The organism is Rhodanobacter sp. GW835-FHT13D09, from assembly GCF_058793995.1.
Genome location: NZ_JBXAGL010000004.1, coordinates 59,854 through 71,481, shown reverse-complemented (window position 1 = coordinate 71,481; position 11,628 = coordinate 59,854). Strand labels below are relative to the sequence as shown.

10 protein-coding genes are annotated in these 11,628 nt (G+C 67.2%); 6 read left to right on the top strand and 4 right to left on the bottom strand.

Annotation, left to right across the window (positions count from 1 at the left end; translation table 11 throughout):
• Positions 1–24: 24 nt before the first annotated feature.
• From AC1Q5A_RS07605 to AC1Q5A_RS07585, 5 genes are all read left to right on the top strand, one after another.
• Positions 25–618 (top strand): isochorismatase family protein, encoded by a 594-nt coding sequence (locus AC1Q5A_RS07605; RefSeq protein WP_492699838.1) that lies wholly within the window; start codon positions 25–27, stop codon positions 616–618.
• Positions 590–949, top strand: coding sequence for a hypothetical protein (locus AC1Q5A_RS07600; RefSeq protein WP_492699836.1), 360 nt, complete (start codon positions 590–592; stop codon positions 947–949). Before AC1Q5A_RS07605 ends, AC1Q5A_RS07600 begins: the two co-directional genes overlap by 29 nt.
• Before the next feature lie 19 nt (positions 950–968).
• Positions 969–2,381, top strand: coding sequence for a 3-isopropylmalate dehydratase large subunit (leuC, locus tag AC1Q5A_RS07595; RefSeq protein ID WP_492699834.1), 1,413 nt, complete (start codon positions 969–971; stop codon positions 2,379–2,381).
• Positions 2,381–3,037 (top strand): 3-isopropylmalate dehydratase small subunit, encoded by a 657-nt coding sequence (leuD, locus tag AC1Q5A_RS07590; protein WP_492699832.1) that lies wholly within the window; start codon positions 2,381–2,383, stop codon positions 3,035–3,037. Before leuC ends, leuD begins: the two co-directional genes overlap by 1 nt.
• Before the next feature lie 109 nt (positions 3,038–3,146).
• Positions 3,147–5,003, top strand: a complete 1,857-nt coding sequence (locus tag AC1Q5A_RS07585; RefSeq protein ID WP_492699830.1) for a sigma 54-interacting transcriptional regulator — start codon at positions 3,147–3,149, stop codon at positions 5,001–5,003.
• A 550-nt stretch (positions 5,004–5,553) separates the two neighbouring features.
• Here the strand turns inward: AC1Q5A_RS07585 and AC1Q5A_RS07580 are convergent.
• From AC1Q5A_RS07580 to AC1Q5A_RS07565, 4 genes are all read right to left on the bottom strand, one after another.
• Positions 5,554–6,786, bottom strand: a complete 1,233-nt coding sequence (locus AC1Q5A_RS07580; RefSeq protein WP_492699828.1) for a TraB/GumN family protein — start codon at positions 6,784–6,786, stop codon at positions 5,554–5,556.
• A gap of 133 nt (positions 6,787–6,919) precedes the next feature.
• Complete coding sequence (locus AC1Q5A_RS07575; RefSeq protein WP_492699826.1) at positions 6,920–7,810, bottom strand: carbon-nitrogen hydrolase; 891 nt, start codon at positions 7,808–7,810, stop codon at positions 6,920–6,922.
• Positions 7,811–7,860: 50 nt separating this feature from the next.
• The gene (locus tag AC1Q5A_RS07570; protein WP_492699824.1) at positions 7,861–8,895 is read right to left on the bottom strand and encodes an agmatine deiminase family protein; all 1,035 of its coding nucleotides are present in this window, start codon (positions 8,893–8,895) and stop codon (positions 7,861–7,863) included.
• 107 nt (positions 8,896–9,002) lie between these two features.
• Positions 9,003–9,371 (bottom strand): hypothetical protein, encoded by a 369-nt coding sequence (locus AC1Q5A_RS07565; RefSeq protein WP_492699822.1) that lies wholly within the window; start codon positions 9,369–9,371, stop codon positions 9,003–9,005.
• Between the two features lie 202 nt (positions 9,372–9,573).
• Here AC1Q5A_RS07565 and AC1Q5A_RS07560 point away from each other — a divergent pair, with 202 nt between their 5' ends.
• Entirely contained in the window at positions 9,574–11,625 is a 2,052-nt protein-coding gene (locus AC1Q5A_RS07560) for an ABC-F family ATP-binding cassette domain-containing protein (RefSeq protein ID WP_492699820.1), read from the top strand.
• Positions 11,626–11,628 lie beyond the last annotated feature (3 nt).

Below are 11,628 nucleotides of genomic sequence, written 5' to 3'. Positions count from 1 at the left end.
GTTCGTTTCAGCAGAGGAAAATCCATGGCGCTCGATTCCCGAAGGCTCGGGCCGGCAACCCGCTACGCGCTGGTGCTGGTCGACCTGAGCATCGGCTTCACCGATCCGTCGCGCAGTCGCCTCGCGGCGCCATGCGACGGTGTGATTGCGGCGAACCAGCGGCTGCTCGCGCACTTCCGCGAGCGCGGCGATCCGGTGTTCTACACGACCGTGATGTACGACGCGCCAGAACAGGCACGCGTGTTCCGCGCGAAATTGCCGGCGCTGAACGACCTCGCCGCCGGCTCGCCGCTGGTCGAGATCGATGCGCGCGTCGCACCGCGGCCCAGCGAAGCCGTGATCATCAAGCGCGCGGCCAGCGGGTTCTTCGGCACCGACCTCGCGCAGCGCCTGCGCCAGAGCGTCGTCGATGGCGTCGTCGTCACCGGCCTGACGACCAGCGGTTGCGTCCGCGCGACCGCCCTGGATGCGCTGCAGAACGACTTGCGCGTGCTGATCCCGCGGGAGGCAGTCGGCGATCGCGACGAGGCCGCGCACGAGGCGAACCTGCGCGACCTGCAACTGAAATATGCCGACGTGGTGGCGCTCGATGCGTGCCTGGCATTGCTCTGCGCTTAGCGTGGTGGTGCTGCTCGGCGCATGCGCGAACGGGGGTGGCGCGCGCCCCCGTTCCGCCGAGCCTTCGGCGCCGTGCCGCGACTACGTCGCCGCGTGGGTGGCCGGCTTCCGCGGCAACGTCGCGCATCTCGACGGCGGGGCGGATTCGGAAACCGCGTCGTTGCGGCTCGCGCGCGAGCGACTCGCGCGCGAAGGCATCGAAGAGGCGGCATGCGAGCGGCCGTATTGCATCATCCTGCCGCTCGGCGACGGTCGACTGGACAGCTGGTGCGGCTATCGAAGGCCGGACCCGAGTGGCAAGGAACTGTATTTGTGGATTCCCTACCGATGACTTCGCGGACGTATTCCCGGTGACCGCACGCACGCTCTACGACAAACTGTGGGACAGCCATCGCGTGGCCGATCTGGCGGACGGCTCGAGCCTGCTTTACATCGACCTGCACCTGTTGCACGAGGTAACGTCGCCGCAGGCGTTCTCGAACCTGCGTCGGCTCGGGCGTGCGCCGTGGCGGAAGGAAGCGGCACTGGCGACGCCGGACCACAACGTGCCGACGGTCGCACGCGAACTCGGTCTCGCCGGCTTCGACGATCCGATCGCGCGACAGCAGGTCGACGTGCTTGAGCGCAATTGCCGCGATTTCGGCGTGCCGTTGTTTCCGCTCGGCGACCTGCGCCAAGGCATCGTGCACGTCGTCGGCCCGGAACAGGGTTTGACGCTTCCCGGCATGACGGTCGTCTGCGGCGATTCGCACACCGCGACGCACGGTGCGCTCGCCGCGCTCGCACACGGCATCGGCAGCAGCGAGGTCGAGCACGTGCTGGCCACGCAGACGCTGCGCAGCCGCAAGTCGAAGAACATGGCGATCGTGGTGGAAGGCAGGCTCGGTGACGGCGTCGTTGCCAAGGACCTTGCGTTGCACGTGATCGGACACATCGGGACGGCAGGAGCGACCGGACATGCGATCGAGTTCCGTGGCAGCGGTGTCGGTGCGCTCTCGATGGAGGCGCGCATGACACTGTGCAACATGAGCATCGAGGCCGGCGCGCGTGTCGGCTTGGTCGCCTTCGACACGGTGACGCGGGACTACGTCGAGGGCCGGCCGTTCGCGCCGCAAGGCGCGCAATGGTCGCAAGCCTTGCGCCAGTGGGAATACCTGCACTCCGACGACGGTGCACGTTTCGACCGCCTCGTCGAGGTGAGCGCGAGCGACGTCGCGCCGTGCGTCACCTGGGGTACGTCCCCCGAGATGGTCGCACCGATCTCGGGCCGCGTGCCGGAACTCGACGAAGCGCGCGACGACGTGCAGCGCAGCAATTGGTCGCGCGCTCTGGCCTACATGGGCCTTGATGCGGGGCAGGCGATCCGCGGCACGCCGGTCGACAAGGTGTTCATCGGGTCGTGCACGAACGCGCGCATCGAGGACCTGCGCGCCGCGGCGCGCGTGCTGCGCGGGCGTCGCATCGATCAGCGCATCAAGCTGGCGATCGCGGTGCCGGGGTCGGGTCTCGTCGCCTTGCAGGCGGAGCACGAGGGACTCGACGAAGTCTTCCTCAAGGCAGGTTTCGAATGGCGCGCGCCGGGGTGTTCGATGTGCATCGGCCTGAACGTCGACCGCCTCGCGCCCGGCGAACGCTGCGCGTCCACCTCCAACCGCAACTTCGAAGGTCGGCAGGGGCGCGGAGGGCGCACGCATCTGATGTCACCGGCGATGGCCGCCGCCGCCGCCGTAGCCGGCGAACTGATTGACGTGAGGGAACTCTGATGCAGCCGTTGGTCCATCATCGTGGCGTCATCATTCCGATCGACCGCGCAAACGTCGACACCGACATGCTGCTGCCCAAACAGTACCTGAAGAGCCTCGACGCGGCCGGTTTCGGCGATTTCCTGTTCGACGAGGAGCGCTATCTCGATCCCGGAGAGATCGACACGCCGATCGCGCGCCGCCGCCAGAATCCGGACTTTGTGCTTAACCAGCCGATGTACCGAACCGGCACCGTGGTCCTCGCGCAGGCCAACTTCGGCTGCGGCTCCAGCCGCGAGCATGCGGTCTGGGCATTGCGCGACTACGGCGTGCGCGTGCTGATCGCGCCCAGCTATGGCGACATCTTCCGCGACAACTGCTTCAACAACGGCTTGCTCGCGATCGTGCTGGAGAACGGCGAGGTGGATCGCCTGTTCGCGCGGGTCCAGGCAGGTGGGGCAGTCGAGGCCGAGATCGATGTGAGCGCCGCCACGCTGACCGTCGACGGCGTCACGACGGCATTTGCGCTGGAGGAGGGGCGCAAGCGCAATCTCCTGAACGGATTCGATCAGATCAGCGAGACGCTGGCGTTTGCCGATCGAATCCGTGCCTACGAGGATCGGCGCCGGCTGGCCGAGCCATGGGTCTTCCGGCAGGGGTGCAGTGACGCGGGCTAGGCGAAGATGTGGCATTGTCGTCTCGTTGGTCCCACATCCGTGCGGATGACCAAGGGGCGCCGCGCCTCGCAGGGCGTGGAACGAGCGAGGCTTTCACCAGGGAATTCGCATGGAGTTCACAAGCGTCAGTCGAGGCAAGCCGCGAATCTGCCTGATCGGCAATTCCAAGCTCAGCCAAATGGTCCACAGTCTGATCGGCGAGTTCGAGGCGGTCGCGCGCATCACGATCATCGACAACATCTTCAACGATGCAGTGAGAGCGGCACGTGAATTGATCGAGCAGCAGCAGGTCGATCTCTTCGTCAGTGCGGGCGCGAACGCGTTCTACCTTCAGGACACGTTGTCGGTACCGGTGCTCGGCCTGCGCGTAAGCTCTGCCGACCTTATCCAGGCGGTGCTGACGGCACGCCGCATCTCCCGCCGCATCCTCCTGCTGACCTACGAGCGCCAGAAAACCAACCTCGACGTGCTCAAGGTATTCGACGACATTGAAGTGACGCACCGGACCTATACGACGGCTGACGAGATCAAGGAGGTCTTCCACCAGTGCCGCGAAGACGGCTATGGCGTTGTTGTCGGTTCGAGCTACACCTGCGATCTGGCTGACCAGTGGGACATGGCCTCGGTACTGATCTACTCGCGCGAGTCGTGCCGCAACCTGCTGCGCAAGGCGATCCGCGTGGCCGGCCAGCACAAGCGACAGCGGCAGCAGGCCGCATTGGTGCAATACGTGCTGGATCGAAACCCGCATCCGGTGGTGTTTACGAATCTCGACGGTAGCGCGGTTGCCTGGAATGCGGCCGCGATCGCCCAGATTCCGCGCTTCGCCAAGCGCCGCTGGCTCAGCGGCTTGCTGGATCGCAAGATAATCGATGCGCCGAGCTTCCGTTCGGAACGCTTGCTGATCGATGGCCGGCTGTGCGCGCTCGACAAGGAGTCGTTCGAATTCGGTGGCGAGACGATCGGCCATGTGTACGGTTTCCAGTGGAGTCCGATCGCCGAATCGCAAGACGATCGCCGCCGCCTGATCTTCCGGTCGGAACGCATGGCGGAGGTTCGCAACCTGCTCGCGGTCTACGGGGCGACAGCTGGAACCGTCCTGCTGCACGGCGAAACCGGTACCGGCAAGGAACTTGCCGCGCGCTGCGTCCACGCTTCCGGTGAAAACGCGGAAGGGCCGTTCGTTGCGGTGAACTGCTCGGCGATTCCGGTGGACCTGTTCGAATCGGAACTGTTCGGCTACGCCGACGGCGCATTCACCAGCGCGAGGAGCGGCGGTCGCTCGGGCTTGCTTGAAACCGCCAACCACGGTTCGTTTTTCCTCGACGAGATCAATTCGCTGCCTCTGGCGCAGCAGGCCAAGCTGCTGCGCGTGTTGCAGGAAAAGGAGGTGACGCCGGTCGGGTCACGCCAGGCGATCGCACTCGACATCAAGTTCATCGCCGCGTGCAACGTCGAGCTCGCCGAGGAAATGCGCGCCGGTCGCTTCCGCGAGGACCTGTTTTATCGGCTCAGCACGTTCTCGATCCTCATTCCGCCACTGCGCGAGCGGCCAGAGGACATCGCTGCTCTGACAGCCCACATGGCCCAGCGGGAAATGCAGCGGTACGGGGTCGACGTGGATCTGGAGGTGCTGCTCGACGGTGTCGCTCCTTCGTTCCGCCGTTACCACTGGCCGGGAAACGTCCGCCAACTCGAAAACATCGTCGAACGGCTGGTCGTCTCGCACCGCATGTATCGCAACAGCGGTGCGGTCGTCGACGCCTTGCCGAGGATTGCGCCCGAGTTATTCGCCGTCGCCAGGCTCGATCCCGAATGCGAGGGGCACTTGCAGATGGTGGAACAGGAAGAGATCGATCGCGCGCTACAGATGTTCGGCGGTAATCGAAGTCGCGCGGCCGACTTCCTGGGCATCAGTCAGACGACCTTGTGGCGCAGGATCAAACGGCGCCGGATGGATCAGTAACCTGCGGCACCGCTGGGAAGCGGGGAACAAAAACTGCCCGGATCCGTGCGGAGCGCAACTTTCGTGCTGGTGCCCGAGGCCGGAATCGAACCGGCATGACCGTGAGGTCGAGGGATTTTCTTGCCACTTCGGCTTTCACCGCCGGCACACGCGCCGTTCGTGGTCTGGAGCACGCCTTCACCGTAGCCTTGTGGCCGTAGGTGCCCGCCGTCTGCTCTCTACACCTTCCCGAGCCTTGGGCCGGGGCTTGGCTCGGCGTTGGCTCGGGTGCCGAAGGCACCCAGGGCGTTCGCCGACTTTGACGGGTTTCACCTCGGGGGTTTCCCCCGGAGGGCTCAAATTGTTCAAGTCCCTTGTGTCTACCAGTTTCACCACTCGGGCGTAACGTAGAGCGTCGAATCTTGCAGCGTTTTTCCCCGATTCCCAGTGCGGCGGACCCGGCGCTGGGAAGTCCCCGTAGCCCTTGCTCCTGCCCGTCGCACATCCGGGCACAGCGTATGAAGGGGCCGCGGGTGGATGCATCGTAGCATGTGCCGTACTACTGCCTGGCTCAGAACAGGCTCTTGAAGATATGGATGCCGGCGCTGTACTCGCCGATGATCGTGCCTACGCTGACCAGGAAGAAGTTGAGCAGGGTGCGCGCCACGCGGTTTTTCCACCAGCCGCTCCAGTGCACGATGTCGTCGCGCAGGGTGTCGAAGTCGACCACCCGCGGGCGTCGCGCCCAGGCTTCGGCCATCGCGCTGATGCCACCGGCGGGGATGCCGGGGCGGAACGGCTTGATCGGCGCGGCGATGAAGGCGGCGACGACGCTGAGCGGATGGCCGCCGGCAACCAGCGCGCCGAGCGCGGCGAAGCCGCCGGTGAACAGTACCCATGCCATCAGCGCCTGCGTGCCCAGCGACGCGTTGCGGTGGAACGCCCAGGCGATCGCGGCGAACACCAGCAGTACCAGCCCGGCGGCCACCCATTTCGGCCAGCGTGCCTTCGGCGGCGAGACGGCAAGCTCGGCGACCTTGGCGGCCGGATCGCCCTGCTGGTCGCGCAGCAAGGTACACAGGCCCTTGAGGTGGCCGGCGCCGATCACCACCAGTACGCGGCGGTTTTCCGCACCCGCGGAGCGACCGGCTTCCTCGCGCAGGCGCGCGGCCATGAACGCGTCGCGCTCGCCGATCAGGCTGTCGTACAGCGGTTTCGAGCTGCTGGCGAATTCGCTGAACGCGCTTTCCAGCAGGTCGCCCTGTTTCAGCCTCTCGATCTCGCCCTGTTCGATGTTGTCGCGGTCGAACACGCTGGCCAGCAGGCCGCCGAGCAGGCCGAAGCGCTGCCAGAAACCCACGCTGCGCCAGGCGCGCTTGAGCGTGGTGCCGACTTCGCGGTCGATCAGCCACAGCGGCAGGCCGCGCCGTTCGGCGCCATCCATCGCGGCCTTCATCTCGGCGCCGGGCTGGATGCCGGACTGGTCGGCCAGGCGCCTCTGGAATGTCGACAGCACCAGGCTGGCGGCGACCATGCCGGCCTTGCCCTGGCGGATCACCTTGAACAGGTCCATCTGCTTGAACGCTTCCGGGTCGCGCATGCTTTGCGCGCGGCTGTCGCAGAGCTCCACCGCCACCGCGTCGAAGTGCTCGTGGTCCAGCAGTGCCTCGACCGCCTCCATGCTGCTGCGCGAGACGTGCGCGGTACCCAGCACCACGTATTCCACGCCGTCGCGCTGCACGCGCTCGATGGGCTGCCCCGCGAGCACGGCGGGCAAGGGCAGGGCGGGTTCGGGAACACTCATGCGCAGGGCGTGCCGGTCACGGGGAAAGTCCAAGCATGGGGACGCGCCCCGCGCGAAGCAAGTATTGAGGAGTGCGGCCATGGATGGCCGTCCGTGTGATGTTCGCGATCAAGGATGATCGCAAAAGTACGGCTCAGTCACGGAAGCGCTTGAGCAGGTCGGCGTAGGCGTCGATGCGGCGATCGCGCAGGAACGGCCAGATCCGCCGCACGTGCTCGCTGCGCGCCAGGTCGACCTCGGCCAGCAGCAGTTCGCGCCCGCTGGTGCCGGCCTGGGCCAGGAACTCGCCCTGCGGGCCGGCGACGAAGCTGGAACCCCAGAACTGGATGCCGGCGCCGACGCCCGACGGGTCGGCCTCGAAGCCGGTGCGGTTGCACGACAGCAGCTGCAGCCCGTTGGCTACCGCGTGGCCGCGCTGCACGGTGATCCAGGCGTCGCGCTGGCGGTCCTTCTCGGCCTGCACGTCGTTCGGGTCCCAACCGATCGCGGTGGGATAGAGCAGCAGTTCGGCGCCGGCCAGCGCCATCAGGCGCGCCGCTTCCGGATACCACTGGTCCCAGCACACCAGCACACCGAGGCGGCCGACCGAGGTGTCGATCGGTTCGAAACCGAGGTCGCCGGGGGTGAAGTAGAACTTTTCGTAGAACGCCGGATCGTCCGGGATGTGCATCTTGCGATAGGTGCCGGCGATCCGCGCGGAGCGGTCGAACACCACCGCGGTGTTGTGGTACAGGCCGGCGGCGCGACGCTCGAACAGCGAGGCGACCACCACCAGCTTCAACTCCTCGGCCAGCTTGCCGATGCGCGCCGTGCCCGGGCCGGGAATGCTCTCGGCCTGGTCGAAGATCTCCACCGACTCGTGCTGGCAGAAGTACGGACCGTTGTGCAGCTCCTGCAGCAATACCAGTTCGGCACCGGCCGCAGCGGCTTCGCGCAGGCCGGTCTCGATCGCGTCGAGGTTGGCGTCGCGGCTGCCGCGGTCGGTTTCCTGCAGCAGCGCGACCTTGAGGGTCTTGCGGGTCATCGGCGTGAATCCTCGGCACAGGCCAGGCCCGATAGTCTAGCCGATGCGATTCAGGCGATCCCTGCCGGCAGCTGCATGGTGATGCAGTGCAGGCTGCCGTTCTGCCAGATCAGCGGGCGGCACGGCACCTGCACCACGACCCGGCCCGGGTGCGCGGCGCCGATGATGCGCGCGGCTTCGTCGTCGGCCTCGTCGCCATAGGCGGGCACCAGCACGGCGCCGTTGACGATCAGGTAGTTCGCGTAGGACGCGGCGAGCCGGCGGCCTTGGTCGATGATCGGCTGCGCCCACGGCAGCGGATACAGCTGGTACGGATGGCCGTCGGCGGTGCGCAGCATCGCCAGCTCGGCGGCCATGCGCTGCAGTGCGTCGTGATGGGGATCGCCGGCATCGTTGCAGGCCTGGTACACGATGCGCCCGCCCGGGGCGAAGCGGGCGAGGGTGTCGATGTGCGCGTCGGTGTCGTCGCCTTCGAGGTAGCCGTGGTCCAGCCATAGCACGCGCTTCGCGTGCAGCCCGTCGCGCAGGATCGCGCTCATTTCCTCGCGCGACTGCTCAGGGTGACGCTGCACCAGGCAGCGCCAGGTGGTGAGGACGGTGCCGTCGCCGTCGCTCTCGATGCCGCCGCCTTCCAGCGCCCAGTCGATGCGCCTGTGCGTGGCATGGCCGAACACGCCGGCCTGCACCAGCCCGGCGACCAGTGCGTCGTCCTGCGCGGCACCGAACTTGCCGCCCCAGCCGGTGAAGCGGAAGTCGGTCAACTGGAAGCTGGCATCGCCGCCCTTCAGCGTGATCGGGCCGGAATCGCGCAGCCAGGTGTCGTCGTAGGGCAGCTCGACGAGGCGGATCCTGGCGAGATCCACGCCCGCATCACGCAGCTGCGACTGCACGTGCGCACGCAGCGCCGCATCCGCGACCACGACGATCAGCGGCTGGAACCGGGTCACCGCGGCGGCCAGCGCCACGTAGGTGGTTTCCACCGCGGCCAGCCGCTCGGCCCAGTCGGTGCCGGCGTGCGGCCAGGCGATCAGCACCGCGGCCTGCGGTTCCCATTCCGCCGGCAGGCGCAGGGAGTGGTCGGTCATGCTGGGCGTCTCATGCGGGAACAGGGCCGCGCATTGTACGACGCGGGAACCATGCACATGGGAACGCGGCCCGCGTCGCCACGGGCCGCGTCAGTCGGAAAACCGGCTCAGTTGGCGTCCGCCGGGTTGGTGTTGTTGCCGGCCGGCGTGTTGAGCACCGCGTGGATCACGTGGTTGTGCTCGAAATACACGATGAAGTTCGAGTATTCCCAGCGGTTGATCTGCGGATGCTTCTTGCTGTCGCCGCCGCGCGGCGACAGCTTGCGCTGCGGCGCGCCCCAGGTCTTCTCGACCTGGGCCATGCTCAGCCCGCGCGTGGGCAGGTTCATGCCCTTTTCCTGCTGCACGCGGTGGACCAGCAGGCTGTCGCCATGCGGGGCCCGCGACTGCGCCGCAGCCGCCGGTTGCGGCGTGGTCAGACCGGCACTTGCAGCCAGCGCGACGATCAACGGCAAACTGCTCGTGAACTTGACCATGGCTCCCCTCTCCATACAAGGCTGTATGCGGCGTCGTTTTAGCAGAACCGCCGGTACGGCGCCATGCCGACAGGCGTCGATTGCGATGGGTTCGGCATTCGGGCCGGGCGCGATGCAGGCAACCATCCCCGAGAGTAACCTCATCGCCGCTATCATGGGCGGCTGCGGGCGACGACCCGCCCGCTTCCGATCCAGGCTTTCCATGATTTCCTTCCGACATTTCGCCTTGCGCCGCGGCAGCCGCCTGCTGCTTTCCGACATCGACCTGGTGATCCAGGGTGGCTGGCGCCTCGGCGTGATCGGCCGCAACGGCTGCGGCAAGTCCAGCCTGTTCGCCGCGCTGCAGGGCACGCTGGAGGGCGACGCCGGCGAGCTGGAGATGTCGGGCAAGCTGCGGCTGGCCTCGGTGGCGCAGGAAACCCCGGCGCTGCCGGATGCGGCGATCGACTACGTGCTGGGCGGCGACGAGGAACTGGCCGCGGCGATCCGCGACGAGGTCGAGGCCGGCGAGCGCGGCGACATGGAGGCGATGGCGAAGGCGCACCACCGCATCGAGGAGCTGAACGGCTACGACGGCCGCGCCCGCGCCGGCCGACTGCTGCACGGCCTGGGCTTCCCGCCGGAAACGCACGAGCGCGCGGTGCAGGAATTTTCCGGCGGCTGGCGCGGGCGACTGAACCTGGCGCGCGCGCTGATGTGCCCGTCCGACCTGCTGCTGCTCGACGAGCCGACCAACCACCTCGACCTCGACGCCGTGCTGTGGCTGGAGGAATGGCTGCGCCGCTACCAGGGCACCTTGCTCATCATCTCGCACGACCGCGAGTTCCTCGACGGCGTGATCACCCACACGCTGCACCTCAACGACGGCAAGGCCAGGCTGTATACCGGCAACTACAGCGCGTTCGAACGCCTGCGCGCCGAGCAGCTGCGCCAGCAGCAGATCTCGCACGAGCGCGAGCAGGCCGAGCGGGCGCACCTGCAGTCCTTCATCGACCGCTTCAAGGCCAAGGCGACCAAGGCCAAGCAGGCGCAGTCGCGGATGAAGCGGCTGGAAAAGCTGTCCGGCACCGAGGCGGTGCGCGCCGAGCGGCCCTTCAGCTTCCAGTTCCCGGCGCCGGGGCGGCTGCCCGATTCGATGCTGCAGCTGGAGGACATCGTTGCCGGCTACCCTCTGCTCCCTCTCCCCTCAGGGGAGAGGGCCGGGGCGAGGGGACACGGGCGAGGTGAAGATGGGGTAGAGCGCGCTTTGATGGGTTCCAGCGCAAGCACCGGCCCCTCACCTCACTCCTCTCCCCGGCGGGGAGAGGAGGTCAACGTCGTCCTGTCGGACGTGCGTTTTTCCATTGAAGCGGGCGAGCGCATCGGCCTGCTCGGCCCGAACGGCGCGGGCAAGTCCACCCTGGTGAAGACCCTGGTCGGCGAGCTGGAACCGTTCGGCGGCGAGCGCAAGGTGCACAAGGACTTGAAGATCGGCTACTTCGCCCAGCACACGGTGGAAAGCCTGCGCGAAGGGGCGAGCCCGCTCGACCATCTGCAGGACAAGGCGCCGGGCGTGGCCACCCAGGTGATGCGCGATTTCCTCGGCACCTGGAATTTCGCCGGCGACCGCGCGTTCGAGTCGGTGGACGGTTTTTCCGGCGGCGAACGCGCGCGCCTCGCGCTGGCGCTGATCGCCTGGGACAGGCCGAACCTGCTGCTGCTCGACGAACCGACCAACCATCTCGACCTCGACATGCGCGAGGCGCTGGCCGACGCGCTGGCCGATTTCGACGGCGCACTGGTGCTGGTCTCGCACGACCGCCACCTGCTCGGCATGGTCTGCGACAGCTTCTGGCGCGTCGCCGACGGCGAGGTGGCGCCGTTCGACGGTGACCTGGACGACTACGCGCGCTGGCTGAAGACGCGTACCAGCGCAGCGAAGAAGAACACAAGAAAAATTGAAGAGTGCGGGCAGGGAAGCCCGCTTTTTGATTCTCGCGCGCAGGACGCGCGCGCAAGTACAGCCCGCCGCCAGGGCGCCGCCCAACGCGAGAACGAGAAGGCCGCGCGCCAACGGGTGAAGAAGATCGAGATGCGCACCGCCAGCATCGACACCGAGCTGGCTGCGCTGGAGGCACAACTGGCCGACCCGGCCACCTACAACGGCCCGACCAGCGACATGATGCGGCTGGGCCAGCGCCAGACCGAACTGCGCGGCGAGAAGGATGCGCTGGAAACCGAGTGGCTGGCATTGGTCGAACAACTGGAAGCCTGAAGA

Coding starts and splice junctions, on each gene's coding strand:
- AC1Q5A_RS07575 (WP_492699826.1), bottom strand. CDS start 7,810: ATGACCCGCAAGACCCTCAAGGTCGCGCTGCTGCAGGAAACCGACCGC.
- AC1Q5A_RS07565 (WP_492699822.1), bottom strand. CDS start 9,371: ATGGTCAAGTTCACGAGCAGTTTGCCGTTGATCGTCGCGCTGGCTGCA.
- leuD (WP_492699832.1), top strand. CDS start 2,381: ATGCAGCCGTTGGTCCATCATCGTGGCGTCATCATTCCGATCGACCGC.
- AC1Q5A_RS07570 (WP_492699824.1), bottom strand. CDS start 8,895: ATGACCGACCACTCCCTGCGCCTGCCGGCGGAATGGGAACCGCAGGCC.
- AC1Q5A_RS07605 (WP_492699838.1), top strand. CDS start 25: ATGGCGCTCGATTCCCGAAGGCTCGGGCCGGCAACCCGCTACGCGCTG.
- AC1Q5A_RS07585 (WP_492699830.1), top strand. CDS start 3,147: ATGGAGTTCACAAGCGTCAGTCGAGGCAAGCCGCGAATCTGCCTGATC.
- AC1Q5A_RS07580 (WP_492699828.1), bottom strand. CDS start 6,786: ATGAGTGTTCCCGAACCCGCCCTGCCCTTGCCCGCCGTGCTCGCGGGG.
- AC1Q5A_RS07600 (WP_492699836.1), top strand. CDS start 590: ATGCGTGCCTGGCATTGCTCTGCGCTTAGCGTGGTGGTGCTGCTCGGC.
- AC1Q5A_RS07560 (WP_492699820.1), top strand. CDS start 9,574: ATGATTTCCTTCCGACATTTCGCCTTGCGCCGCGGCAGCCGCCTGCTG.